Below are 24,337 nucleotides of genomic sequence, written 5' to 3' on the forward strand. Positions count from 1 at the left end.
CGCTTGGGCAGTATTGATTTATCGAACAGCCTCTGCGGCGTTGTGAAGCCGTCTGGACAGGGCGGCGGTCTGACCGCTGTTCACGTTTATACGTAGTGCAGAATCAAGCTTTGCTGCCAGCATTTGAGCTTGCTCGCGCAATTCGGTCAGGGAACTCGATTCCCATGCAACGCCGCGTAATGGGTGACCTATGGCAAAAAGATCGCCATGCTCCGTCCCGGCTTGATCTCGCACGCCCCCGTCGGTGGTGGCGTCTATACCGAAACCGGTGTCGTGGCGCCGGACAAGACCATTCTCAAGCAGATGACGGACCAGCGGTGCCTTTATCCGGCTCCAGTCATGTTCCTGATGGCCACGGGCATCGATGATCCCATCGACTTTAATCGTGACTGTTTCCCTTTGGCCGCGCGGTCGCAGTGAGACCTCGATCTGCTCGCCAGATAGCTCGGCCGAGACTAGTCTTGCCGCTTGTGCCGTGAAACGGCCTGCGCGCATGGCGCGTTCGACCGCGGCATAGGATGGTGGTGCGGCACGATGCAGGGTGACATCCCAAAGGGAGCGTAGATGGCGGGTGAAGCGAAGCTGCTCGATGGTTGTCGAGCCTTGCCACAGGCGCAGGATGAAGGGTCTGAGACTGAGTGGGATAACCTGCCAGTCACGCCCTTCTGCGAGCAGTTTTCGGCGTGCACTGATCACCAGTGCCAGCAGTTCGCGGGCAGTACAAGGCAGCGCATTCTGATCAACGATGTCCAACGCCTCACCTGCGGTCCGCACGGGTTCGATGAGGTGGCCGCGGCGAGAGATGATTTGATAGCGGCCGGTAAAGCCGCGGGCCTCAAGGCTTGCTACGGTATCCACCATGCTAAGGCTCGCGCCGACGATCAGGACCTCATTTGCTTTGCTGAGACGATCCAGTTTCACCTCATTCCACGGCGTGGCAAGGCGCGGGTCGTTGGCAAGAGACGAAAGGCCAACATCGGTGGCGAGCGGAAACACACCGGTTGCCAAAACCACAAGGTCTGCATGCAGACTGCGGCCGTCCGCGAACCCGGCCACCATCCGGCCTCCGGCGGATGGTCGGTCGAGGCGAATAACCTGCGTTTGCCAGTGTTCGAGGGTAACGCCATCGTCCATTGCGCGGATTGCATGTTGCAATTCCTCCTGAACATAGTGACCGAACAGACTGCGTGGTATGAAAAGGCCGCTAGCACCATCAGGCGGCAGAACGATATCGTGTCGATCGGAGTTCCGCTCCACCCAGTCGGCGAGGTGTGTCAGGTTGTCCCGGTGGATGGAGAAGTTGCCGGCCGGTCCGTTCATCAATTGCGCTTTGTCGGCGGTGCTGTAGGCCTGCCCACCGCCGAGCACGCTCCTCGGCTCTGCGATAACAATCCGCATATTGTTTCGTCGCTGCTCGAGCAGACGGATCGCCAAGGCGGCGCCGGAATAACCGCCGCCGATGATGAGCACCACCGGGTGAGGGTGATTCTCTTTCCCATATGCTGGCGGCACGCCAGGATTATGGTCCGCGATGATCTTCTGAAGTCCCGCGACCGTCATGCCGCCTCGCGCAGCAATGGCAGCAACTGATCGCCCTGCCGAGAAATTTCGCGCAGATAGGGTGTGTCGGATAATACGAAATGCGCGATACCGAGATCGCGGTAGCACTTCAACGAACGCGCGACATCGGCAGCAGACCCGACCAGCCACGTGGTACCGGCGCCGCCGCCACCATACCTGCCGGGCGCAGTATAAAGGTTTTCGTCCAGCACATCGCCTTTGGTCTGCAGATCGTAAAGCCGTTGCTGGCCGACCGCCTGAGGGCGGCGTTCGTCGACCCAGTCGCTTTTACCGGCTTTTGCCATCTCGGCGACTTTGGCTTCCGCCTCCGCCCACGCCTGTTCGGTCGTGTCGCGTACGAAGGTCGTAATGCGCAAACCGAATTCGAGTGGCGGCAAGTTGCGGTCCTGGTTCTTGCTCAGCTGTTTGAGCCGATCGATGCGCGCAGCAATGCCTTCCAAAGGCTCGCCCCAGAAAAGCTGAACATCGGCTTCGCTGGCCGAAACGCGCTCAGCGGCTGCGGAAGCGCCCCCGAAATAGAGTTTGGGGGTAGGGCGGTCCGGCCTCGTGGCAATCCGCGGCGTCACTGTCGAATTATCGAGCCAGTAGTGCTGGCCTTTGAACGTGACGTTATCCTCGCTCCAAAGCCGGCGTATCAGCCGCATGAATTCCTGCGTCCTGCCATAACGCTCCGCCTGGTCGCCTTCCTGATCGCCATAGGCGGCAATGCTGTCCTGACCGGATACGATGTTGATGCGGACGCGGCCCCCGCTCAGATGATCGAGCGTTGCAATGGAGGAGGCAAGGTTTGCCGGTTTCCAGTAGCCCGGACGGATGGCGATCAACGGTTCAAATGTTGTGGTGCGGGCCGCCAGTGCCGTTGCTACCGTAAAAGTGTCTGGACGGCCCCAGCCGGCACCGAGCAATGCGCCCTTCCATCCGTGTTCTTCCAAAGCCTTGGCGTGGCTTGTCAGGGTGTGCAGGCTGTTATGGTCGTCGCGAACCGGTTCACCGCGATGACCTCCCACGATCTGATTGGGGATATACCAAAGAAATTCTGACTGTTGGGTCATAGTCCATCTAATCTTTTGAATGAAAAGGAGTTCGGACGGAGCGTCCGCTCAAATGACGTGGGCGGCCTGCAATGCCGTCAGCACATCGCTCTTTAGTTCAGCCAGTCGCGCGGCGCGGCGATCACGAGGACGCGGGACATCGACGGACAGATCATGCTGGATGCCGCCATCGCCTGCGCCCATCACGTAGATGCGATCGCCGAGATAAAGCGCTTCATCAATGTCATGCGTGACCAGCAGAAACGAAATGCCCCGCTGTTCGACAAGCTTGAGAACGAGATCCTGCAGCTTCATGCGGGTAAAGGCATCGACGGCGCTGAAGGGCTCGTCGAGCAGCAGGATACGCGGTTCGGTGTAGAGCGCGCGGGCAATCGCCACACGCTGCGCCATGCCGCCTGAAAGCGCTTTCGGCAGTGTGGCGGCGTGACCGGTCAGGCCCACATCGGCAATCAGCCCGTTCACCCGGCCGGTGTCATATTTGGCACCGTCTGCGAAACCGATATTCTGCGAGACCGTCAGCCATGGCATCAGCCGTGGTTCCTGGAACACGAAGGCCACGGGCGGCGACTTCGTGTTTCCATCCTGCCCGGTTTTGACCGACACGCTGCCCGAAAACTGCTTGTCCAGGCCGGCGGCAATACGCAGAAGCGTGCTCTTGCCGCAACCGCTCGGGCCCAGCAGAACGGCTGCCTGGCTATCGTCCAGACTGAGCTTGATGTCGTGCAGGACAATCGTTTTGCCGAAAGCTTTTTCGCGAACGTCTATATCCAGAAGGCTCATGCCGGGCGCCCTCCGATTGCGGTCGCATAGCTGTCGCGCCAAGACAAGCAACGGTCCTCGATCAGCTTGAACAGGCTGTCTGAAACTTTTCCCAGAACCGCCAGACAGATGATGGCGATCAGCACAAGATCGGGGCGGGACAATTCACGGCCATCCGACAGCATATAGCCGATGCCTTCCGAGGCTGCGAGAAGTTCGGCGGCCACGACGCTCAGCCAGGCAAGCGACAACCCGTAGCGCAGGCCGGTAAAGAGGTGCGGAAGGGAGGCCGGGATGAGGATACGCCAGACCAGGACGGGTAGGGGCTGCCGATACATCTCCCCGACTTCCACCAGTTTGCGATCGACATTGCGGATGCCGGAAAACAGGCTGAGATAGACGGGGAAAAACGCGCTTTTGGCGATCAGCACGATTTTCGACGTTTCGCCGATGCCGAACCAGATCATCAGCAGTGGTACCCAGGCAAGGCTCGGCACGGCGCGAAGTGCCTGAAAACTCGGCTCGAGATAACGCTCGGCCGAATACCAGAGGCCAACCACCGAGCCAACGATGACGGCGAGCAGCGAGCCGATGACAAAACCGGTGAGCACACGTAACGCACTTGCACCAATATTGGTCCAAAGTGGCCCCTCTGCCAGATAAAGAAAAGTCTCATAAAGATCCGATGGCGGCGGTAGTACGTATGGACTGATCCAGCCCATACGGACAAATAGCTCGAGAAGAGCCAGCGCGCCGACCGGCACGATTGCGCCGCGCAGGTCGACAGACACAATTTTCGCGATGATCCGGGAGGATGCTCTCGATGACCGAGTTTTTATCTGTTCGTCTTGTGCCTCGCCCCTGAATTCATGGGTGGAAATCGTCATGAGCCGAGTACTTTCCGGGCCGGCGCAGGCTCCAGAAGCTGGCCGAGAACATCATCGACATTCGTCCCCGGTCGCAGAACTTCCGGACCAAGGAGAGGTGTGGCCGTCTTGATGGAAGCCAGCAGTTCATCACCGGGAACCGGGTCCGTCCAATCGCGGCGTTCGACCGTCAGCTTTGTGACCTGCGGGTCGCCACCGGCCTGCTCGGTCACGAATGCGATGAACTCCTCCTTGTTTTCGCGGATCCACTTTTGCGTCTGCGCCCAGACACCTAGCACGCGCTCGACCGCTTTGGGGTGCTTGCCGAGAAACGCTTCCGATACACTGAAAACGCTACCTTCACGCCAGCTTCTATCGTTGAAAATTGCACGGTCGCCGGCGATTTCCGCCTGCGCCGTTTGCGGGTCGATCCCGACCCAGGCATCGACCTGACCCTGTCGAAGCGCGGCGAACCCTTCCGGGTGCTGCAGATTGACGACCTTAAGGTCGTTGATGGTCAGGTCGGACTTCGAGAGTGCACGCACCAGCGTGAAATAGGGCGCCGTACCCTTGGTGACGGCGATCGTTTTGCCCTTCAGGTCCGCCACGGATTGCAACGGAGAATCCTGCTTGACCTGAATGATCGAAGAGCCGCCCCAGCTTGCCACGTAAATGACTTTCAGAGGTGCGCCATTGGCACGCGACAGGAAGGCGGAGAGAGCCGCAGACCCGGCGAAATCCGTTGAGCCTACCTTTAGAAATTCGAGCGAATTATTGCTGCCGCGCGACTGCACCCAGGTGATTTTCGTGCCGACATCCTTGAACGCTTCCTCAAGCCAGCCCTTGTTTTTGATGAGCAGCGTGTGGGAGGAATAGAAGCCCCAGTCGAGCCGCAATTCCGTTGGAAAATCCGCACTGGATTGGGCGAGGGAGGCGCCTAGAGAAAGCGGAGATGCGAGAATTGCTCCTGCACCGATTTTGAGAGCATTTCGTCTCGAAAGCATCATCGTCATTATATTCCCTATATCTATCGATTTTATAGACAATAGGTATAGGCAAACCGGTTTCGAGCGTCGCGGTAAGGAATCCTATAATTCTGGCAGGGCCAGGAAAATTATATTGAAACGCCATCGGTCCCTCGCAAGGGTGTTCCGTCTGCATCTCCAGCCAGAGACGGAAAATCGCATCTCGAAAGATAGACGTTGATGCTGCCGACGCCTCAATTCGCAGGCTTTATTGAACCATCCGCAGCCTTCGTGTATCTGGGAAATCATTCCTGCGTGCTGTGCCAGGGCGAAGAACGGATAGATTTATCTCGATGCTCACCAAGAAGGGGAAATACGGCCTCAAGGCGCTGGTCCATCTTGCACAGCTAGAGCCCGGTAAAACTGCCTTCGTGAGCGAGATCGCCGAAAAGAACAATATCTCCAAGAAGTTTCTCGACGCCATTCTTCTGGAATTGCGCAAGGGCGGCATCCTGCGCTCCAAAAAAGGGCCGGGCGGCGGTTATGCGCTTTCCAAGCCGGCCTCCGAGATTTCCATCGGGCAAGCTGTGCGGATTCTGGACGGGCCACTTGCGCCCATCCGCTGCGCCAGCAAAACCGCGTTCGAAGCCTGCGACGACTGCGATCATCCGGACGACTGTCAGGTAAGGCATTCGATGACGGAAGTCAGGGATGCCATTTCCGCGGTTCTCGATACGATGACACTGGAACAGATGGTCGCCAAGCGTTCCTCTGATCTCGCCGACAGGCTCATCCAGTAATCAAAATTGGCCGTTGGGTTCCGGCAGTTTGCCATTGAGATGGAAATCGCCGATTGCGTGATGTTTCCATCGCACCGGATCGTGCACCGTATGTGTGCGAGCATTGCGCCAGTGGCGATCGAAATTGAAGCTCTCGTCGGTTGATGATGTTCCCGCAAGCTCGAACAAGGCATTCGTTGCCTCAAGGGCTGCTTCCGTCGTCAGGATTTTTGCGGATGCTACGGCAATCGACGCTTCAGCGGCGACCTCTGCGGACGGACTGACCTGTGCAATGTCAATCTTGCTTCCGGCACGCTCCAGAACGGCCGCCGCCGCCTCGATTTTAACGGCGATCGACCCGGCCCGTGCGACTGTCAGCGGATCATGGCTTGCGGTATCGATGCCGAGATTGCTGTTGCCGCGTGCCTTTGTGCGCACGAAATCGACCATATCGGCAAACGCTGCGCGGGCGATGCCAAGGTCCACGGCGGCGTGCAGCAATTGTGCCAGGGCGCCAAGCGGAGCTGGTTGCGAAAAGGCCTTATGACTTTCAATCACGGCGTCGGCGGACACATAGAGATTGTCGATCACGACGGTGCCGCTTGCGGTCGTGCGCTGTCCGAACCCCGACCAGTCGTCGATGACAGACAAACCGTCGCTCTCTCTCGCGACGATCGCCATCACCAGCCTGTCCTGCACATCCAGCGCGAAGATGGCGATCCAGTCTGCAAACAGGGCGCCGGTTGAATAATATTTCCGTCCAGAGATACGGTAACCCGGACCGTCCTGCACGAGACGTGTGCTGATGTCGCCAGATGCTTTCGCATCCCGTTCCGCCAGCGCATTGGCAAAATGGTCACCGGCCAGCGCGCGCGTAAAGAAGTAGCGCTTCTGTTCCTCGCTGCCTGCAAGGCGCAGTACATCGAGAATATAAAAATGGTTCTGCGGGATCTGGCCTATGGAACTGTCCGCCTCGGACAGGATGGCGAGCATTTCCGCCAGAAACGGGTTGGAGATATCCGCCCCACCATACTCCGCCGGCACGGTTACACCGAGAAGGCCGGATTGTGCCAAGAGCTGCATCTCATGATGCGGCAGGATACGTTGTCGATCGCGCAGGCTTGATCCTTCGCTTAACCGGCTTGCCATAGATTTGGCGATATCGATCGCCTGGTCTTCATGGGCGATGTAGGGCGCAACCGCCCTGAGCTTTGCTGCCAAGCCAACGACACTGCCCATCCGAGCCTCCTGAAAATTCAACTCAGCCTAAACGGATTGCCTCCCGGCAGCACGGCATCGAGCCACTGCACCGGGTTCTGAAAGGGGAATAAAGCTTCAATATCTCTCGTTGGCTTGGCGTATTTTGCCATGATCGATCGATGTGCCGGTTTCAGGACGAGACCGAACCGTAGCGGCCGCGACTGTATATCAACGGCGAACCGCCCTGCGCGGTGACGGCGACGACCCGGCCAATGATGATGGCATGGCTATGCCTTTCGATAATGTCTTCCACCTCGCAATCGATGGATGCGAGCGAGCCGACGAGAGCAGCAGCACCCGTAACCAGCGTGGTCCATTCCGCACCGCCGTAACGCTGCCGCCCCTTCAGCCCGTCTTTGCCTGAAAAACGCTCGGCCACGACCTGATCCTCGATATCCAGGATGTTGACGCAGAAATGGCCGTACTTGGCGATGACAGGCCATGTGGACGAGGATTTGTTGATGTTGACGATCATCGTGGGTGGATCGACCGAAAGGGCCGTCGCCGACGTCACGGTGGCGCCCGTCCTGTCTTCTCCGTCTCCTGCAGTCACGACAGATACCGTGCCTGCAACATGCCGCATGACGGCTTTTAGTTCTTCGGCCGACGGTGCCGGGAGATGAAATGCCGGTTCGATCGTCAATGACGTGGCAAGCGTGCTCATCATGTCTCCATTGGTTGGCAGCGAAGGATAAATCGGCTCCTGCAGCTGCGTGGATGGGTGAGACGCTATAAGCTATTTAATTTGTAGACAAAGAAGAACATCGCGAAGATCAGCATGAATGTAGAAAGGATTTTCTCCAGCGATATGATTTATCGATGTCGGCGCTGCGAAAATTCCACGCGATGGCGATAATCTGAAACGCCTCACTATGGGCTATGATGCCCTCCCGGATCCGTATCGGTTTCAAAATTCTCATGCACGGCAAAAGCCGGGACGTATTTTCTCCCTTTGCAGCGGCAATCGAAAATTACGCCCTTCATTATCTACTAAATCAGTAGACAAATAGTGCGGTATCGAAACTGCCAGCGAGGCGACCATGTATTCACTGAGCCTGCTCGACAAGAGCCCGATCTCGTCAGGAGAAAGCGCGGTATCGGCGCTTTCCGATACCGTCAAGCTGGCGAAGAGGGCGGAAGAGCTTGGTTATCGCCGCTTCTGGGTGGCAGAACATCATGGCAGCACCGAGCTGGCAAGTTCTGCGCCGGAGGTGCTGATCGCCTGGATCCTGTCGCACACGTCTCGCATTCGTGTCGGTTCCGGTGGCGTCATGCTGCAGCATTACAGCCCTTACAAGGTGGCCGAGGTGTTCAATCTGCTTTCGTCGCTGGCGCCGGGGCGGGTCGATCTTGGTGTCGGCAAGGCGCCGGGCGGGCTGCCGCAATCGACGGAGGCACTGCAGGCCTATCGCCGGGAAAAACCAGATTTCGATCAGCAGTTGGCTGAATTGCAGGCCTTTCTCGCTCACGCCGTGAATTCAGATCGGCCAAATGAGCGCGCCTTTCCCGGCCCGCAGCCGCTGGTGGCCGCGGAACGGTTTTTACTCGGGGCGAGCCCAGGCAGTGCCAGGTTGGCGGCCGCCCAGGGCTGGGATTTCGTTTTTGCCGGGCATCTCAACGGCGACCCGGAAAACCTGCGCCTCAGCCTTGAAACCTATCGTCAGCAGAGCGGTGGAAAGTCGCCGATCCTGGCACTCTCCGCCTATGCATCTGAAAACGCGGCGGATGCACGGGCATTCGTCTCGGAACTAAAGATCTTCAAGGTCTTCCTCGACAACGGCCAGTCGGTCAGCCTTGGTCGCCGCGATCAGGCGGAGGAGTTTGCGAGGCAGGCCGGCGCCACGGACTTTCGCATAGAGGAACGCAAACCGAGTGTGTTGCATGGCACGCCGGGCACCATCCATGCGGAACTCGCACGCCTGACTTCTCTCTACGGCATCGAGGAATTCATTCTCGAACCGCCCGCCGCCGGTATCGACCGGCGCCTGGCATCCATCGAGCTTCTGGCTCGCAATCCTCTCTCGGCAGCAGCCTGATTTCAAGGATATACCGAATGACCAGGAAGATCAGTTTCGGCATCATGTTGCAGGGCGCAGGGGGCCACATGAATGCGTGGCGCCACCCAAAGAGCCCGGTCGATGCCAGTGTCAATCTCGATTTCTTCAGGACCGCCGCGCTGAAAGCCGAAGCGGCGGGCATTGCATTTGCCTTCGTCGCCGACGGCCTCTACATCAATGAAAAATCGATCCCGCACTTCCTGAACCGTTTCGAACCGCTGACCATTCTGGCTGCACTGGCGACGGTGACGAGCAGGATCGGCCTCGCTGGCACGGTCTCCACCTCCTACAGCGACCCCTTCACCATCGCCCGCCAATTTGCCTCACTGGACCTGATCAGCGGCGGCCGCTGTGGCTGGAATGCCGTGACGACCCCGCTCGAGGGGACTGCAAAAAACTACAGCCGTAACCATCCCGAGCACGCATTGCGCTACGAGATTGCCGATGAATATCTAGAGGTTGTGAAGGGCCTTTGGGATAGCTGGGACGACGATGCCTTCACCCGCGACCGTGAGAGTGGACAATTTTTCGACCGTGAAAAGCTGCATACGCTGGGGCACAAGGGTCGGTTCTTTCAGGTCGAGGGCCCGCTCAACATCCAGCGCTCGCCGCAGGGCCAGCCGGTCATTTTCCAGGCCGGATCTTCGGATGCCGGTATCGGGCTTGCCGGAAAACATGCCGATGCGGTGTTCACCAATGGCGTTTCGCTGGAAGGCAACCAGACTTTTTCCCGCCGTGTGAAACAGTCCGCAGTGGCACAGGGACGCTCGGCGGATGACGTCAAGATTTTCCCGGGCGTAGGCCCGATTGTCGGCCGCACACAGGCCGAAGCGGAGGAGAAATATCAAGTCATCCGCAATCTCATCTCTATCGATGAAGCGCTTGCCTATCTCGGTCGCTTCTTCGATCAACACGATTTCAGCGCCTATGATCTCGACGCACCGTTTCCGGACCTTGGGGATATCGGCCGGAACAGCTTTCGCTCCACCACGGACCGCATCAAGCAGGTGGCGAAAGAGCAGGGGCAGACCTTGCGCGAAGCAGCACTGGCAGCGGCCACTCCGCGGGAGGGGTTTGTCGGCACGCCGGATGCGGTCGCCTCCAAGCTCATCGAATGGTTCGAAAACGGAGCAGCCGACGGCTTCATCCTCGGTTTCCCGGTGATTGCGGAAGGTCTGGATGATTTTACCCGCCTGGTCCTGCCGATCCTTGAAGAGCGGGGCTATTTCGACCCGCAGCTCAAGGCCGGCACATTGCGGGAAAATCTCGGCCTGCCGTACCGCCAGAGCGTTTACGCAGGTGTCGATGGAGAAACCGAAAAAGCCCGCGCCTGACACTTTGAAAAGGTGAAACCGCGCCGCCAACCCGGCGGCGCCAACCTTTGGAAAGCAACTCCATGAACATCCACATTGACAGCGCGCGTCATCGCGATGACGCCGAACGGACGATCCTTGCCTACGCACCGGAATTGGTGGCGATCCGCCGCGATCTTCATCAGTACCCGGAACTCTCCTTTCACGAGGGACGCACCGCCAAGGTCATCGCCAGATATCTGCTCTCCTACGGTTTTGAAGTAACGGAGGGTGTCGGCGGTTACGGGGTCGTCGCCACGCTGCGGCGTGGCAAGGGTGACAAGCGGCTCGGCATTCGCGCCGATATCGATGCCTTGCCGATAGAGGAGGCAACGGATCTCCCCTATGCCAGCCACAACCCGCGCGTCATGCATGCCTGTGGGCATGACGGCCATACTGCCATCCTGCTGGGCGCTGCGCGCTACCTTGCAGAGCAGGGCCGTTTTTCCGGCACACTGACTCTGATTTTTCAACCTGCGGAAGAGGTGGGGGCAGGTGCAAAAAAGATGATCGAGGACCGCCTGTTCGAGCGTTTCCCGGTCGATGCGGTCTTCGGCCTCCACAACTGGCCGGGCGTGGCGGCAGGACAGTTCGGGTTCGTCGAAGGGCCGGCCATGGCATCGGTTGACCAGGCGCTGATCCGTATCATCGGCAAAGGCGGCCATGGTGCCTCGCCGCATGAAACGGTCGACCCGGTTCTCGCTTCCGCCTCCTTCATCACCGCCCTGCAGAGTATCGTCGCTCGCAATGTTGATCCCCTGGAAATGGCGGTTCTGACGGTGGGTTCGATCCATGGCGGTTCTGCCTCCAACGTCATTCCGGACAGCGTTGAGTTGAAGCTGACTGCGCGCGCTTATTCACCAGCCGTGCGCGACCGCCTCGAAGAACGCGTTCCAGCACTCGCCCACGCACAGGCGCAAAGCTTTGGCGCGCAGGCAGATGTCAAATACCGCCGTGGTTTTCCACCCGTCATCAACCACATCGAGGAAACCCGTTTTGCCCGTCGCGTCGCGGAAGAGACTTTTCCGGCGGAGCAGGTGGCCGGCGACTTTCGCCCGCGCACGGCAAGCGAGGACTTTGCATACATGCTGCAGGAGCGCCCCGGCTCCTACCTCTTCATCGGCAATGGCGACAGCGCGCCACTGCACAGTCCGCTTTACGACTTCAACGACGACATCATCGTGCCCGCCGCGCGCTATTGGGCGCGGCTTGCCGAAGTTTTTCTCTCCTGACCGACTGACCAAACCGCCTCAAATCTGGGAGTGCGACCCGTGAGTGATCGCTTTTATTACACCACACCGCTCGATCCGCTGGCGCGACCGCTGATCGACGAACTGACGCTCGAATATGACAGCCGCTATGGCAGTTTTTACGATGCCGAAGGTGCAACCATGGAAATGAACCGTTATCAGCCGGACGTGTTTGCACCGCCCAACGGCAATTTCCTGCTGCTGTTGCGCGATGGTCAGGCGATAGCAGGTGGTGCCTTCATGCGCCATGCGGATGAAGGTACCACCGAGGTGAAACGTGTCTGGACCCACTCCGGTTATCGCCGTCAGGGGCTGGCAAAACGCGTGCTGCTGGAACTCGAGGAACAGGCGTTGCGGCAAGGGTATGCCCGCATCTACTTGACTACCGGTTTTCGCCAGCCGGAGGCGGTCGGCCTCTATCTCACCAACGGCTATACGGCCTTGTTCGACACATCCGTCGATCCCGAAACCATCCGAAAGCTTCCGTTCGAAAAGCACCTGACGGTGGGGCGTTTTGCTGTGCAGCCGACTGGCCGCGTAACCGCCCTGCATGGCATCTGAGGAGCTCGACAATGACGATCACGACGGATTTCAACGATATCCCGGCAGAGAAGAACAAAACGGCGGTCAGGCGCGGAGACTACTCGCATTATCGTATCGTGCCGGCCCGGTATCCGGCCCGCACCATCGGCACGGTGTTCGCACTTCTGGTGATCGCCGCCACGCTGCATTCGGTTCTCGGCAATCCTCGCTGGGGCTGGGATGTGTTTGCGGAATGGTTCTTCGCCGAACCGGTTCTGGTCGGTCTGGCACGCACGCTGCTGCTGACGGCGCTCGGTGCGCTGTTCGGGTTCATTCTCGGCACCGGTCTGGCGCTCGCGCGTGTGTCACGCTCGCCGCTGCTGGTCGGGGTGTCATGGACCTATATCTGGATCTTTCGTTCGATCCCGTTGATCGTGCTGTTGCTCATCCTCAACAATCTCGGTTATCTCTACGAGACGATCACCGTTGGCGTGCCCTATACCGGCATCAACTTCATCAGCTGGAACACGACGCAGCTGATCACGCCTTTTGCCGCAGCCGTTTTGGGCCTCACGCTCAATCAGGCGGCCTTTGCTTCGGAAATCATCCGCGGCGGCATTCTCTCCGTCGACCAGGGACAGCTGGAGGCGGCGTCCGCACTCGGTCTGCCGCGTCACCGTCAAGCCTCGCGCATCATCCTGCCACAGGCCATGCGCTCTATCCTGCCGACCGCTTTCAACGATATCATTGGTCTCGCCAAGGGAACATCGCAGGTCTACATCCTGGCGCTGCCAGAACTGTTCTACACGATCCAGATCATCTATCGCCGCAATCTGGAAGTCATTCCGCTGCTCATGGTGGCCACGGTCTGGTATCTCGTCATCCTGACGGTTCTGTCGATTATCCAGCACCATATCGAGCGGCATTATTCACGCGGGGCGCTGCGCAATCCACCACCTTCGATCTTTTCCGGTCTTTATCGCCGTTTTTCGCCGGCACGCGGAGACGCTACAATTGCCAAAGAGGAACCGGTCGTCCGCGCGGGCTCAAAGCCGGTCAGCCGCAATCCGCTGCATGCGCGCGGCGGGGAGGTGACGATCCATGCCGTCTCGAAAAGTTTCGGTCCCCTGAAAGTGCTTGATGACGTATCGCTGCGCATCGCGGCCGGCAGTGTCACCACCATTCTCGGCCAGTCCGGATCCGGCAAATCGACGCTGTTGCGCTCCATCAACCACCTGGAACGTGTCGATGACGGATTTATCGCCATCGACGGAGAGCTGATCGGTTACCGTCAGGATGGCGAGACCCTCTACGAACTGAAGGAGAAGGACATTCTCAAACGCCGTGTCGAAGTCGGCATGGTGTTCCAGAATTTCAATCTCTTCCCGCATCTGACTGCGCTGGAAAACATCGTCGAGGCGCCGGTGACGGTGCGCGGCCTGCCACGCCGGCAAGCCGAGGTCGAAGCGCTTGATCTTCTCGCACGCGTCGGACTGACCGACAAGGCGTATGCCTTTCCACGCCAGCTGTCCGGCGGCCAGCAGCAGCGTGTGGCGATTGCCCGTGCGCTCGCGCTCAAACCAAAGGTCCTGTTGTTCGATGAGCCGACCTCGGCGCTCGACCCGGAACTTGTCGGCGAAGTGCTCGATGTCATCAAGGAGCTTGCCCGTTCCGGTGCCACGCTCGTTATCGTCACCCACGAAATCGGCTTTGCCCGTGAAGTCTCCGATCAGGTCGTCTTCATGGAACAGGGCCGCATCCTTGAAACCGGCTTGCCGGACAAGGTTTTCAAACGGCCGGATCATCCGCGTACTGCGGCATTCCTCGCCAAAGTTCTCTAACTCAAAACAAGGAAACACTCAGGATGTCATACAGAACACGACTTCTCAGCATAGCCGCCGGCGGCCTCCTGTCGCTTTCGGCGGCGCTCGCTTCGAATGCGCAGGCTCAAGGCCCCGATCTTTCACCCACACAGAAGGATCGCGTGCGCGTCGAAAAGGTGGAGGCCGCTGCCAAGCTCATCCCCGCCGATTTCAAGTTCGTGACGCCGGGCAAACTGACGGTCGCCTCCATTCCCGGACGGCTGCCGTTTGCGGTCTATGCCAATGATAACAAGACCCCGGTCGGAAGCGAGCCGGATATCGCACAGCTGGTCGCCGACAGTCTCGGCTTGGAGCTTGAGCTGGTGCCCATCGCCTGGGCCGACTGGCCGCTCGGCGTCACTTCCGGCCGTTTCGATGCGGCGATACACAACATCACGGTGACCGAAGAACGCAAGCAGAAATTCGACTTCTCGACCTATCGCAACGATCTCATCGGCTTTTATGTGCCACTCAACAGCGCGGTGCAGAGCATCTCCAAGCCGGAAGACGTCGCCGGCCTCAAGGTGATCGTGTCTTCCGGCACCAATCAGGAGGAGATCCTGTTGCGCTGGAGCGAGGCCAACAAGGCCAAGGGTTTAGCGCCGAGCGAAGTGCAGTATTACGACGACGAGGCCGTGCTTGATGTCGCGCTGCAATCCGGTCGCGCCGATGCCTATCTCGGCCCGAACGCCACCTCCGCCTTCAAGGCGGCGCAGGAGAATAAGACGAGGCAGGTCGGCACATTCTCCGGCGGCTGGCCGGAAACTGCCGAAATCGCGGTCGCGACCAAAAAGGGTGGGGGCCTTGCCGACGCGTTCACCACGGCCCTCAACGCCCAGATCGAGAACGGCAACTATGCCAAGGTTCTTGCGCGCTGGAACCTTTCGGCCGAAGCCATCAAGCAGTCGCGTACGAACCCGCAGGGTCTGCCCAAGAGCTGACCCTGTCCATCTCTGAGTGTCGAGGGAAACAGCAACTCGGCGACGCGGGCAATCCTTTGGCCCGCGTCCTTTGCCCATCAACCGGATGAACGCCATGACCATGATCCAAAACCTCAGCCGCCTGATCGGCGTTGGCCTCCTCAGCCTGCCTCTGCATGTCTATGATGTAATGGCCGCCGACGATATCTTCGATCTTTCTCCGGAACAGTCCGGCCGCATCCGTGTCGAAACGGACACGGCAGCGATTGCCGCGCTCCCGAAGGATTTCAAGTTTGCCAATTCCGGCAAGTTCACGGTCGCCGTCTCCACCGGTGGGCCGCCACTGGCGACCTATGCCACTGACGCCAAAACCGTCGTGGGCGCCGATCCTGATTACGCTCTGGCGATCGCCGATAGCATCGGACTCGAACTGGAGCTTGTGCCTGTCGCCTGGGCTGACTGGCCGCTTGGACTGGTCTCCGGAAAATACGATGCGGTCATTTCCAATGTCGGCGTTACCGAGTTACGCAAGAAGAAATTCGACTTCTCCACCTATCGTCAGGGCCTGCACGGTTTCTTTGTCAAGGCCGACAGTGCTATCCAGGATATCAGGGAACCGAAGGATGCGGCAGGGCTGCGCATCACGGTGGGCGCCAGCACCAATCAGGAACGCATCCTGCTCAAGTGGAGCGAAGAAAACATTGCCGCAGGACTGAAGCCAATCGAGCTGCAATATCACGACGACGATGCGGCCAGGATCATTGCGCTCCAATCCGGGCGTGTCGATGTCATCGTCCAGCCGCATGCACAACTCGTCTATATCGCTGCCCGAGACAGGAACATCAGGCGCGCAGGCACGCTCTCGGCCGGCTGGCCCGAGCGCTCGGATGTGGCTATCACCACGCGCAAGGGGTCTGGTCTTGCCGATCCGCTGACGCTTGCAACCAACGATCTCATCAAATCCGGCGCCTACGCCAAAATCCTTGAACGCTGGCATCTATCGGAGGAAGCACTGCCGGAGTCGGAGACAAACCCGCCGGGTTTGCCGGAAAATTGATGCGGTGCCGCTTCGAAAAGGACGGCGGACCATTCAGGATGCCGGTGCAAACCGCTCGATACTTTTATAGCCTGATGCAATCAATGTGGCATTGAGTTCGGCGTTTCCGTCAATTTGCAAAGAGGAAATGTCCGCTGAGATATTCTGTGCGTCGCGGGAAAGGCACTGTTTCGGCACTTTCGCCGCCACCAGATGATGCGAACATCGACGGTCGGCGAAGGTCATCTACTTATAGCATCCCGACATGCCAAAATCCCAAAGTGAAGCCATGGAGATTAATGGCATGTCGCATATGGGAAATAAAATGTACCCCTGGAGGACACTGATATTTGATAATATGCATTATGGAACTTATTAATTGCTGTTTATGCTCAGATACTTGCGTTGGAGAACTTATTTATCGTCTCAGACCTTATCCGACGATGCCCAGCTCGATCTCGAAACTCAGCCCATCATGCGAATGCGTGTTCATATGCGACTTGCTAGTAATTTCAATGATTTCACTTTCGAGATTTGGATATGTCAAAATGCTATACTCAGGTCGCCCTTACCGATCGCCTGCGTCTTCATTATCTGGTGACGGCAGAGGTTTTGGTCAATGATATGGCGCGTCATCGATCCAGGATCTATCGCTCATTTACGGTGAGGAAGATGATGGCTTAGGCTTTTTGGTTACGTGCCCGAGGCGGGCCGCCAATGTCTTCCATGCGACTCTCGAAGCACAGTGTCTTTTTTGCGACATCTGGCTGCTGGGAAAGCGACCTTATGATCTTCGAGCGCAAGCTCAGTCATGGAACGGATCATCGCAACTTTCTCGTCCGTATCATGGCGTCAGCCCACCGTCCACAAGGCTCTCCTACCATTTCCCGTAACCAACCATTTTACTCCTAAAGCCTTGCCATAAATCTCTCCGAAATCATCGGTTGACAGCTAACATGTTAGACGACTACCACTAGGCAATCAGAGGAGGAGACACTCATGACACGCTTCGGTCTATCCGTCGCATTGACCACCCCGTTCGACGAGAATGGCGATATCGTGCTCGATATGATGCTCGCGCAGGTGAGACGCGGCCTTGCCGGTGGCTGCAACAGCTGCACCCTCTTCGGCACGACCGGTGAAGGGTCTTCGATCGGCCATCAGGAACGGGAGCGCGTCCTGTCGGCAGTGCTCGATGCCGGTGTGGCACCTGAGCAGATCGTTGTCGGCGTGCTGGTGGATTCGGCGGAAGATGCGGCCGAACAGGCCAGGCTCGCGCTCGATCGCGGCGTACGCAACATTCTTCTCGCACCACCCTCCTATTTCAAGAACGTCAGCGACGAGGGCCTGTTTCGCTGGTTTTCGCGGGTGTTTTCGCTGCTTGGGTCCAAGGCGCGAGATATCCTCGTCTACAACATCCCGTCCGTCACCATGGTGAAGCTCAGCGTGCCGCTCGTCGCCCGTCTGCGCGAAGCGTTCCCCGGCATCGTCACCGGCGTCAAGGATTCGGGTGGTGACTGGGATCACACGCAAGCTCTGCTGAAAGACCATTCCGACCTAATCATCCTGATCGGCGACGAACGGCATCTGGCGCAGGGTGTGCGCATGGGTGGTCAGGGCGCCATTTCCGGTGTTGCCAATTTTGCGCCGCAGGAAGTCGGTGCCATGGCCAATGAGGGGCGTGACGATCCGCGCGTGGTCGAACTTGTGGTCGCGCTCCTGAAGCACCCGGTCACGCCTGCCGTCAAGGCGATGGTCGCCCGTGAACTCGGCGATCAGAAATGGCTTGCGGTTCGCGCGCCGCTGCTTTCTACATCGACCGACGTACAAAACGAACTCGGCCACCTCTTTGACGGACTTTTCCGCACGAAGGCGGCCTGAGCACCAAAAAACGACCGCAACAGGGACAGTGATGCAACAACACGACGACCAGCAGGTGGAAGAACCCACGCTTCGGGAAAAGGCCTATGAGAGCTTTACCCGACATCTGCTGGCGCGTGACGTGCGGCCCGGCCAGTTCGTGTCGCAGCGTCGCCTTGTCGAACTGACCGGCCTGCCGCTCGGTGCCATTCGTGAACTGATCCCACGGTTGGAGGCCGAGGGGCTGATCAAGACGGTGCCGCAGCGCGGATTGCAGATCGCCCATATCGACCTGCATCTGATCCGCGAAGCATTTCAGCTGCGCCTGTTTCTGGAAAAGGAAGCGGTCGCACTATTTGTTCATTCGGCATCCGACGAACTGATCGGCAGGATGATCGGCAAACATCGCGAACTTGCGGCGGCGGCCGCCGCCGGCAACGAAACGCCGGAACTGGAAGCGGAAGCGCAGGCGGTCGACTGGGGCATGCATGACGCCTTTATCGATGCGCTCGGCAACCGCATCATTTCGAATGTCTACCGCGTCAACTCGATCAAGATGCGGCTGATCAACCAGGAACGTTTTCGCATCAATGGCCGTGTCGCGTCGGTCATGGGCGAGCATATGGGCGTGCTTGACGCCATCGAGCGCCGCTCCGCCGAGGATGCGGTCCTGGAACTCGTTAAGCATATCGGACATGCGAGGGACCGCGCCCTCAGGATTTAAACAGGCAGAATTTCAACGTTCATGAGCCGGGATGAGGAGATCCCGGTAAACCTTGGAGGAGGACATCATGACATCACCATTCTGGACCCCCACCCGCCGCAACTTTCTGGCAGGCTCCGCAGCACTGGGTGCGGCAGGCCTTGTCGGCGCGCGCACGGCATCGGCTGCCGTCGACTGGAAACGCTTTGCCGGCACCACGCTGGAAGTGAACCTCGTCAAAAGCCCGCGCGGCGAAATCCTGTTGAAATACATGAAGGATTTCGAGGCGCTGACCGGCATCAAGGTCAATGCCGAAGCGACCCCTGAACAGCAGCAGCGCCAGAAGACGACGATCGAACTGTCGTCCGGCCGGCCCAGCTTCGACGTCGTGCATCTCAGCTACCACGTGCAGAAACGCCAGTATGAAAAGGGTAAGTGGCTGGCCGATCTTTCCGGCTTCTTCAAGGACCCGAGCCTTACCGACCCATCCATGGTGGAAGGCGATTTCGCCGAGGCCGGCCTGAAATTCGCCAAGGATGCCGATGGCACCCTGCGCTCCCTGCCCTTCTCCGTCGATTACTGGATCGTCTACTGGAACAAGGAACTGTTCGACGCCAAGGGCCTCAAATATCCTGCAAGTTTCGAGGAAATGGTCTCTACGGCCGAAGCCCTCACCGACAAGTCCACCAACACGTTCGGTTTTGTCGCGCGTGGCCTGAAGAATGCCAATACCCCGGTCTGGACCTCGCTGATGCTGGGTTACGGCGCAACCCCGATCGTTGATGGCAAGATTGCCAGCGATAGCAAGGAAGCCGTTGAAGCGGCAAAAATGTATCAGACGCTGATGACCAAGGCCGCCCCGGTCGGCGTCTCCGGCTTCAACTGGGCCGAAGCGCAATCCGCCTTCCTGCAGGGCAAGGTCGGCATGTGGTTCGATGGCGTCGGTTTTGCGCCGCCGATCGAAAACCCGGAAAAATCCCGCGTCGTCGGCAAGACCGGTTACAGCGTCATCCCCAAAGGTCCTGCCGCACAGGCCGCCGGCACATTCGGCGATGGTCTGGGCGTTACCGCTGCCAGCACCAAGAAGGAAGCCGCCTACCTGTTCTGCCAATGGGCGATCTCCCATGAAATGGGTGCGCATCTGCTGCAGGCCGGTGCCGGCGTGCCGTATCGGCAGTCGATCCTCGACGATGCCGCAGTTCGCAAGGGCGTCACCATGCCGGGCGAATGGGTGGATGCGGTGGTTGCCTCCGGCAAGGTTTCGCAGCTGGCGCTGCCGGTGATCATCCCGGTCACCGAGTTCCGCGACATTTATGGCGTGGCGCTTACCAACATGATCGGCGGTGCCGATCCGGCGACTGAGCTCAAGAAAGCGGGCGAACAGTTCGCACCGGTTCTGGCACGCAGCGAGGGATAATGGCTTCCGTGACCGTTGATACGAGCGCGGCAGACGCCGTGACAGCAAAAGGGGTAAAGCCGCCCAGGCTTGCCCCCAATTACTGGCCCTTCGTCGTCCCGGCCCTCGTGGTCATCGGCGCAGTCATCGTTTTTCCCTGGGTGTTCACCCTGTGGATGAGCGTCAATTCCTGGACACTTGGACAGGAGCAGGAGTTCATCGGGCTGGATAATTACATCCGGCTCGCCGGTGACATGCGCTTTTGGGAAAGCATGTGGCACACGGCGATCTACACCGTTCTTTCGGTCGTGGCGCCGCTGTTCCTGGGAACGCTCGCTGCCCTCGTCTTCGACGGCCAGTTCCCGCTCCGCGGTTTTTTGCGCGGCGTGTTCGTGATGCCGATGATGGCGACCCCGGTCGCCATCGCGCTGGTCTGGACCATGATGTTTCACCCGCAGCTCGGCGTGCTCAATTACCTCTTGTCGCTGGTCGGCATAGGCGCGCAAGAATGGATTTATAACCAGTCGACGGTCATCCCGTCGCTGGTTCTGGTCGAAACTTGGCAATGGACACCGCTGATCATGCTGATCGTGCTCGGCGGTCTCGCCGCCGTCCCGCGCGAACCTTATGAGAGTGCGGAAATCGACGGTGCCAATGCCTGGCAGAAATTTCGTTACCTGACGCTTCCGATGATCGCGCCCTTCCTGATGATCGCCGTCATCATCCGCTCCATCGATGCCGTCAAAAGCTTCGACATCATCTACGCGATGACGCAGGGCGGCCCGGGCACGGCCTCAGAAACCATCAATATCTACCTCTACAACACCGCCTTTGCCTATTACGACATCGGTTACGGATCGGCCATGGCCGTCGTCTTTTTCGTCGTCATCGTGGCGCTGTCCTTCGTGCTGATGATGGTCCGCGCCCGCACCAACTGGGCCGACATGGAGGACCGCTGATGACACATCGTATGCTCAACCGTATCGGCCTTCTGTTCGCCGCTCTGGTGATGATTTCGCCGGTCATCTTGTTCTTCATCTGGATGATCTCGCTGTCCCTCAAATTCGAGATCGACAACGGTGCTTATCCGCCGATCCTGATCCCCGAACGGGTTGCATGGTCGAACTATGCAAAGGTATTCGAGGAGAACAACTTTCTTCTCTATTTCTGGAATTCGGTCCTCGTCACCGGCGCCGCCACTCTGCTGGCGCTCGTCATCGGCGTTCCCGCAGGTTACGGCATCGCGCGGCTGAAGGCGGAGCGTGCTGCCATGGTGATCATGATCGCCCGCATGACGCCCGGCCTCTCCTTCCTCATCCCACTTTTCCTGCTGTTCCAATGGATGAACCTGCTCGGCACGCTTCTGCCGCAGATCATCATCCATCTCGTCGTCACCGTGCCGATCGTCGTGTGGATCATGATCGGTTATTTCGAGACGACGCCGAAGGAACTGGAGGAAGCCGCCAGCATAGACGGCGCCACCTCATGGCAGGTGTTTCGCCTCGTGGCGCTGCCGATCGCCAAGCCCGGCATCGTCGTCGCTTTCATCCTTGCGGTGATCTTCTCGTGGAACAATTTTGTGTTCGGCATCGTGCTCGCCAGCCGCGAGACCCGCACCCTGCCGGTCGCCGTCTATAACATGCTGTCCTTCGAACAGGTCAGCTGGGGGCCTCTGGCCGCCGCCGCATTGATCGTCACCCTGCCGGTTCTGGTGCTGACCATGTTCGCGCAGAAACAGATCGTCGCGGGCCTGACCGCCGGCGCGGTCAAGGGCGGCTAAAAACACTTTTGGAAATCGGGAGGATTTTCACCCATGGCTACAGTCAACATCCAGAACATCGCCAAGCGTTTCGGCGCCGTCGAAGTCATCCGTGATCTCAGCGTCGATATCGCCAACGGCGAATTCGTTGTCCTTGTCGGCCCGTCCGGCTGCGGAAAATCGACGCTGCTGCGCATGGTCGCCGGTCTGGAGGAAGTCTCCGGCGGCGCCATCCGCATCGGCCCGCGCGAGGTCTCGCACCTGCCGGCCCGCGACCGCGACATCGCCATGGTGTTTCAGAACTACGCGCTCTACCCGCACATGACGGTAGCCGACAATATGGCCTTCGCGCTGAAGCTCAAGAAGGCCGATGCCAACGAGACACGGCGCAAGGTGGAAAGTGCTGCCGCCATCCTGGGCCTGGAAAAACTGCTCGACCGCTATCCACGCCAGCTTTCCGGCGGCCAGCGCCAGCGTGTCGCCATGGGCCGTGCGCTGGTGCGCGATCCGCAGGTGTTTTTGTTCGACGAACCGCTCTCCAACCTCGACGCCAAGCTGCGCGTACAGATGCGCGCCGAGATCAAGGCGCTGCACCAGCGCATCGGCACCACGATCATCTACGTCACCCACGACCAGATCGAGGCGATGACCATGGCCGACAAGATCGTCGTCCTGCACGATGGCCATATCGAACAGGTCGGCGCACCGCTCGACCTCTACGATCGTCCGGCAAACCTGTTCGTCGCGGGTTTCATCGGCTCGCCGGCAATGAATTTCATCGATGGCCAGATCGAGGAAGGCGTTTTCCGCAGCGACAAGGGCCTCGTCCTGCCGCTGCCGCCGCATGCCGACACGGCAAAGCTCGGCGGCCGCAAACTGGTCTACGGCATTCGCCCTGAACATATCCGCGCCGAAACCACTGGCGGAATTTCGGGACGTGTCGAGATCGTTGAAGGCACCGGCTCGGAAATCTTTGCCCGCATCAAAAGCCAGGAGGAGGAAATCTCCTGCCTGTTCCGCGAACGTCTCGACATTCGTTTCGGCGACGATATTGGTATCGCGGTGGATGCGACGCGGGCACATCTGTTCGACAAGGCTAGTGGGCAGAGGATGTAAGGCTTTTAGACGATTGGGACGCCGCTGCCTCGACTTCCAATCCGCTGTTTCACGATCGGCTCCGGTCCGCGACCTTTCGAGGCCATTTTTTTGTAGCGATGGCTCAAAATGTCATCGCTACACCCGCCCACGGCCATGCTGTTCGGAAAGCAGCGCATCAACTTTCGACCGATCTCCATCAGCAAGGACGAATGGTTTACCGCCGACCACGAGGCAGCAGGAAGGACTACCTCCGCTTCGTGACCGAGGCGCCTCGCCGCATGATACCATTGCCCATATAAGTGCCTCCGGTGTCGAAGTGCTGGCTGGTCCGGCCAGCCGGGATGGTGCGCTCGTCAGGCTCGTTTCGGTCCATTGCCGTGATCCGGACGGCAGCCTCATCGAAATCGGCCCCTACACGGGGGATGTCGCAGGGAACGTAGATCGATTTTAGGGGTTCTCAAACCTTAACCTATGAGGAACTCCCAATGACCACGATGACGATGGAAGAGCTTTCCAAAAAACTGGCGAAGATCGACTTCTGCATGTTCAACACGACCGGCGGATCCGGAAGGATCAATAGCCGCCCGATGAGCAATAACGGCGATGTCGAGTATGACGGCGATTCCTGGTTTTTCTCATACGAGGACACGCGCAAGGTCAGCGAGATTGGCCGCAATAGCGGGCTCGCCCTCACCTTTACCGCGCCACCAAGCATCCTCGGCAAGCCCGGTATCTTCATTGCGATCGATGGCCAAGCAACTCTGATCCGCGACAAGGCACAGTTCGAACAACATTGGGTGAGGGATTTAGATCGCTGGTTCCCGGAAGGCATCGACACACCCGGCATTCTGCTCATCAAGGTTTCGGCGCAAGCGATCGACTATTGGGACGGCGAGGACAACGGGCGTATCGAACTTCCGTCGGTAGATGCCGTCTCCGGAGGTGCCGTATGAGCGCGCAGGAGATCGCCAGCGACAGGGTCTGTGCCGAATCCCGTGAGGCCGTAAACATGGCACCTGCAGCGCTCAGGCACTGGCTCGATACTGATGACAGCAATGTCGGAGTATGGCGGTGGTGAGACTGTCGGGCATCATTTCGGCCGTCGTATCGTCGAGATCAAGCACAAGACGAAAGCGACCCTGACTGATGTCGAGCATTCGACGTGAGGCCATTCGCTGATGAGCTGGGGGCACGCCCCTCTCAGGGACTGGGATAACATCTGCGAAGCTTTCTCCGCTGCAAGACTTCGCGAGGCTGCTG

Annotated in this window: 24 protein-coding genes; 16 read left to right on the forward strand and 8 right to left on the reverse strand. The window is 58.9% G+C overall.

Going from position 1 to position 24,337, the window contains the following annotated elements:
• Window positions 1–18: 18 nt before the first annotated feature.
• Genes GAO09_RS25120 through GAO09_RS25140 form a run of 5 tightly spaced genes read right to left on the reverse strand, consistent with a single transcriptional unit; the run spans window position 19 to window position 5,271 of the window.
• On the reverse strand, window positions 19–1,560 hold the full coding sequence (locus GAO09_RS25120) for an FAD/NAD(P)-binding protein (RefSeq protein WP_153358925.1): 1,542 nt from the start codon (window positions 1,558–1,560) through the stop codon (window positions 19–21).
• Window positions 1,557–2,633: an LLM class flavin-dependent oxidoreductase gene (locus tag GAO09_RS25125; protein WP_153358927.1), complete on the reverse strand. Its 1,077-nt coding sequence runs from the start codon at window positions 2,631–2,633 to the stop codon at window positions 1,557–1,559. Before GAO09_RS25125 ends, GAO09_RS25120 begins: the two co-directional genes overlap by 4 nt.
• 48 nt (window positions 2,634–2,681) lie before the next feature.
• Window positions 2,682–3,413 (reverse strand): ABC transporter ATP-binding protein, encoded by a 732-nt coding sequence (locus GAO09_RS25130; RefSeq protein ID WP_153358929.1) that lies wholly within the window; start codon window positions 3,411–3,413, stop codon window positions 2,682–2,684.
• The gene (locus tag GAO09_RS25135; RefSeq protein WP_153358932.1) at window positions 3,410–4,279 is read right to left on the reverse strand and encodes an ABC transporter permease; all 870 of its coding nucleotides are present in this window, start codon (window positions 4,277–4,279) and stop codon (window positions 3,410–3,412) included. The genes GAO09_RS25130 and GAO09_RS25135 overlap by 4 nt, the downstream gene beginning before the upstream one ends.
• Window positions 4,276–5,271 carry an aliphatic sulfonate ABC transporter substrate-binding protein gene (locus GAO09_RS25140; RefSeq protein ID WP_153358935.1) on the reverse strand — a complete coding sequence of 332 codons (996 nt, stop codon included), beginning with the start codon at window positions 5,269–5,271 and terminating at the stop codon, window positions 4,276–4,278. The genes GAO09_RS25135 and GAO09_RS25140 overlap by 4 nt, the downstream gene beginning before the upstream one ends.
• Before the next feature lie 305 nt (window positions 5,272–5,576).
• Between GAO09_RS25140 and GAO09_RS25145 the strand changes: the two genes are divergently transcribed.
• On the forward strand, window positions 5,577–6,023 hold the full coding sequence (locus tag GAO09_RS25145; protein ID WP_153358937.1) for an RrF2 family transcriptional regulator: 447 nt from the start codon (window positions 5,577–5,579) through the stop codon (window positions 6,021–6,023).
• On the opposite strand, the gene GAO09_RS25150 is transcribed toward GAO09_RS25145, so the two are convergent.
• A complete protein-coding gene (locus tag GAO09_RS25150) occupies window positions 6,024–7,241 on the reverse strand; it encodes an SfnB family sulfur acquisition oxidoreductase (protein ID WP_153358939.1) in 1,218 nt (405 codons plus the stop codon).
• Window positions 7,242–7,392: 151 nt separating this feature from the next.
• Window positions 7,393–7,926: a flavin reductase family protein gene (locus GAO09_RS25155; RefSeq protein ID WP_153358941.1), complete on the reverse strand. Its 534-nt coding sequence runs from the start codon at window positions 7,924–7,926 to the stop codon at window positions 7,393–7,395.
• 376 nt (window positions 7,927–8,302) lie between these two features.
• Here GAO09_RS25155 and GAO09_RS25160 point away from each other — a divergent pair, with 376 nt between their 5' ends.
• The 7 genes from GAO09_RS25160 (at window position 8,303) to GAO09_RS25190 (ending at window position 16,282) form a co-directional block, all read left to right on the forward strand.
• Window positions 8,303–9,298, forward strand: a complete 996-nt coding sequence (locus GAO09_RS25160) for an MsnO8 family LLM class oxidoreductase (protein WP_153358943.1) — start codon at window positions 8,303–8,305, stop codon at window positions 9,296–9,298.
• Between the two features lie 17 nt (window positions 9,299–9,315).
• Window positions 9,316–10,653: an LLM class flavin-dependent oxidoreductase gene (locus tag GAO09_RS25165; RefSeq protein WP_153358945.1), complete on the forward strand. Its 1,338-nt coding sequence runs from the start codon at window positions 9,316–9,318 to the stop codon at window positions 10,651–10,653.
• Window positions 10,654–10,715: 62 nt separating this feature from the next.
• On the forward strand, window positions 10,716–11,903 hold the full coding sequence (locus GAO09_RS25170; RefSeq protein WP_153358947.1) for a M20 aminoacylase family protein: 1,188 nt from the start codon (window positions 10,716–10,718) through the stop codon (window positions 11,901–11,903).
• Between the two features lie 39 nt (window positions 11,904–11,942).
• The gene (locus GAO09_RS25175) at window positions 11,943–12,482 is read left to right on the forward strand and encodes a GNAT family N-acetyltransferase (protein WP_324185485.1); all 540 of its coding nucleotides are present in this window, start codon (window positions 11,943–11,945) and stop codon (window positions 12,480–12,482) included.
• A gap of 11 nt (window positions 12,483–12,493) precedes the next feature.
• A complete protein-coding gene (locus tag GAO09_RS30285; RefSeq protein ID WP_153358951.1) occupies window positions 12,494–14,284 on the forward strand; it encodes an amino acid ABC transporter permease/ATP-binding protein in 1,791 nt (596 codons plus the stop codon).
• A gap of 23 nt (window positions 14,285–14,307) precedes the next feature.
• Window positions 14,308–15,246, forward strand: a complete 939-nt coding sequence (locus GAO09_RS25185) for an ABC transporter substrate-binding protein (RefSeq protein ID WP_153358953.1) — start codon at window positions 14,308–14,310, stop codon at window positions 15,244–15,246.
• 94 nt (window positions 15,247–15,340) lie between these two features.
• The gene (locus GAO09_RS25190; protein WP_235938459.1) at window positions 15,341–16,282 is read left to right on the forward strand and encodes an ABC transporter substrate-binding protein; all 942 of its coding nucleotides are present in this window, start codon (window positions 15,341–15,343) and stop codon (window positions 16,280–16,282) included.
• 33 nt (window positions 16,283–16,315) lie between these two features.
• Here GAO09_RS25190 and GAO09_RS25195 read toward each other — a convergent pair whose 3' ends face one another.
• Window positions 16,316–16,507 (reverse strand): hypothetical protein, encoded by a 192-nt coding sequence (locus tag GAO09_RS25195; protein WP_153358955.1) that lies wholly within the window; start codon window positions 16,505–16,507, stop codon window positions 16,316–16,318.
• A 753-nt stretch (window positions 16,508–17,260) separates the two neighbouring features.
• On the opposite strand from GAO09_RS25195, the gene GAO09_RS25200 reads away from it, so the two are divergent.
• From GAO09_RS25200 to GAO09_RS29745, 8 genes are all read left to right on the forward strand, one after another.
• Window positions 17,261–18,142, forward strand: coding sequence for a dihydrodipicolinate synthase family protein (locus GAO09_RS25200; protein ID WP_153358957.1), 882 nt, complete (start codon window positions 17,261–17,263; stop codon window positions 18,140–18,142).
• A gap of 31 nt (window positions 18,143–18,173) precedes the next feature.
• On the forward strand, window positions 18,174–18,845 hold the full coding sequence (locus GAO09_RS25205) for a GntR family transcriptional regulator (protein ID WP_153358959.1): 672 nt from the start codon (window positions 18,174–18,176) through the stop codon (window positions 18,843–18,845).
• Window positions 18,846–18,912: 67 nt separating this feature from the next.
• Window positions 18,913–20,241 (forward strand): ABC transporter substrate-binding protein, encoded by a 1,329-nt coding sequence (locus GAO09_RS25210; RefSeq protein WP_153358961.1) that lies wholly within the window; start codon window positions 18,913–18,915, stop codon window positions 20,239–20,241.
• A complete protein-coding gene (locus GAO09_RS25215) occupies window positions 20,241–21,179 on the forward strand; it encodes a carbohydrate ABC transporter permease (protein WP_153358963.1) in 939 nt (312 codons plus the stop codon). The genes GAO09_RS25210 and GAO09_RS25215 overlap by 1 nt, the downstream gene beginning before the upstream one ends.
• Window positions 21,179–22,000 (forward strand): carbohydrate ABC transporter permease, encoded by an 822-nt coding sequence (locus tag GAO09_RS25220; protein WP_153358965.1) that lies wholly within the window; start codon window positions 21,179–21,181, stop codon window positions 21,998–22,000. Before GAO09_RS25215 ends, GAO09_RS25220 begins: the two co-directional genes overlap by 1 nt.
• Before the next feature lie 33 nt (window positions 22,001–22,033).
• Window positions 22,034–23,095: an ABC transporter ATP-binding protein gene (locus tag GAO09_RS25225; protein WP_153358967.1), complete on the forward strand. Its 1,062-nt coding sequence runs from the start codon at window positions 22,034–22,036 to the stop codon at window positions 23,093–23,095.
• 467 nt (window positions 23,096–23,562) lie between these two features.
• Window positions 23,563–24,030: a pyridoxamine 5'-phosphate oxidase family protein gene (locus tag GAO09_RS25230; protein ID WP_153358969.1), complete on the forward strand. Its 468-nt coding sequence runs from the start codon at window positions 23,563–23,565 to the stop codon at window positions 24,028–24,030.
• A gap of 93 nt (window positions 24,031–24,123) precedes the next feature.
• Entirely contained in the window at window positions 24,124–24,243 is a 120-nt protein-coding gene (locus GAO09_RS29745) for a DUF3140 domain-containing protein (protein ID WP_209018839.1), read from the forward strand.
• The last annotated feature ends 94 nt before the right edge of the window (window positions 24,244–24,337 follow it).

It is taken from the genome of Endobacterium cereale, assembly GCF_009617585.1.
GTDB classification, from domain to species: domain Bacteria; phylum Pseudomonadota; class Alphaproteobacteria; order Rhizobiales; family Rhizobiaceae; genus Neorhizobium; species Neorhizobium cereale.

Excerpts from the sequence above, each read along its gene's own strand:
- GAO09_RS25120 (WP_153358925.1), bottom strand. The coding sequence starts at position 1,560 with ATGACGGTCGCGGGACTTCAGAAGATCATCGCGGACCATAATCCTGGC.
- GAO09_RS25125 (WP_153358927.1), bottom strand. The coding sequence starts at position 2,633 with ATGACCCAACAGTCAGAATTTCTTTGGTATATCCCCAATCAGATCGTG.
- GAO09_RS25130 (WP_153358929.1), bottom strand. The coding sequence starts at position 3,413 with ATGAGCCTTCTGGATATAGACGTTCGCGAAAAAGCTTTCGGCAAAACG.
- GAO09_RS25135 (WP_153358932.1), bottom strand. The coding sequence starts at position 4,279 with ATGACGATTTCCACCCATGAATTCAGGGGCGAGGCACAAGACGAACAG.
- GAO09_RS25140 (WP_153358935.1), bottom strand. The coding sequence starts at position 5,271 with ATGACGATGATGCTTTCGAGACGAAATGCTCTCAAAATCGGTGCAGGA.
- GAO09_RS25145 (WP_153358937.1), top strand. The coding sequence starts at position 5,577 with ATGCTCACCAAGAAGGGGAAATACGGCCTCAAGGCGCTGGTCCATCTT.
- GAO09_RS25150 (WP_153358939.1), bottom strand. The coding sequence starts at position 7,241 with ATGGGCAGTGTCGTTGGCTTGGCAGCAAAGCTCAGGGCGGTTGCGCCC.
- GAO09_RS25155 (WP_153358941.1), bottom strand. The coding sequence starts at position 7,926 with ATGAGCACGCTTGCCACGTCATTGACGATCGAACCGGCATTTCATCTC.
- GAO09_RS25160 (WP_153358943.1), top strand. The coding sequence starts at position 8,303 with ATGTATTCACTGAGCCTGCTCGACAAGAGCCCGATCTCGTCAGGAGAA.
- GAO09_RS25165 (WP_153358945.1), top strand. The coding sequence starts at position 9,316 with ATGACCAGGAAGATCAGTTTCGGCATCATGTTGCAGGGCGCAGGGGGC.
- GAO09_RS25170 (WP_153358947.1), top strand. The coding sequence starts at position 10,716 with ATGAACATCCACATTGACAGCGCGCGTCATCGCGATGACGCCGAACGG.
- GAO09_RS30285 (WP_153358951.1), top strand. The coding sequence starts at position 12,494 with ATGACGATCACGACGGATTTCAACGATATCCCGGCAGAGAAGAACAAA.
- GAO09_RS25185 (WP_153358953.1), top strand. The coding sequence starts at position 14,308 with ATGTCATACAGAACACGACTTCTCAGCATAGCCGCCGGCGGCCTCCTG.
- GAO09_RS25190 (WP_235938459.1), top strand. The coding sequence starts at position 15,341 with ATGACCATGATCCAAAACCTCAGCCGCCTGATCGGCGTTGGCCTCCTC.
- GAO09_RS25195 (WP_153358955.1), bottom strand. The coding sequence starts at position 16,507 with ATGACCTTCGCCGACCGTCGATGTTCGCATCATCTGGTGGCGGCGAAA.
- GAO09_RS25200 (WP_153358957.1), top strand. The coding sequence starts at position 17,261 with ATGACACGCTTCGGTCTATCCGTCGCATTGACCACCCCGTTCGACGAG.
- GAO09_RS25205 (WP_153358959.1), top strand. The coding sequence starts at position 18,174 with ATGCAACAACACGACGACCAGCAGGTGGAAGAACCCACGCTTCGGGAA.
- GAO09_RS25210 (WP_153358961.1), top strand. The coding sequence starts at position 18,913 with ATGACATCACCATTCTGGACCCCCACCCGCCGCAACTTTCTGGCAGGC.
- GAO09_RS25215 (WP_153358963.1), top strand. The coding sequence starts at position 20,241 with ATGGCTTCCGTGACCGTTGATACGAGCGCGGCAGACGCCGTGACAGCA.
- GAO09_RS25220 (WP_153358965.1), top strand. The coding sequence starts at position 21,179 with ATGACACATCGTATGCTCAACCGTATCGGCCTTCTGTTCGCCGCTCTG.
- GAO09_RS25225 (WP_153358967.1), top strand. The coding sequence starts at position 22,034 with ATGGCTACAGTCAACATCCAGAACATCGCCAAGCGTTTCGGCGCCGTC.
- GAO09_RS25230 (WP_153358969.1), top strand. The coding sequence starts at position 23,563 with ATGACCACGATGACGATGGAAGAGCTTTCCAAAAAACTGGCGAAGATC.
- GAO09_RS29745 (WP_209018839.1), top strand. The coding sequence starts at position 24,124 with ATGACAGCAATGTCGGAGTATGGCGGTGGTGAGACTGTCGGGCATCAT.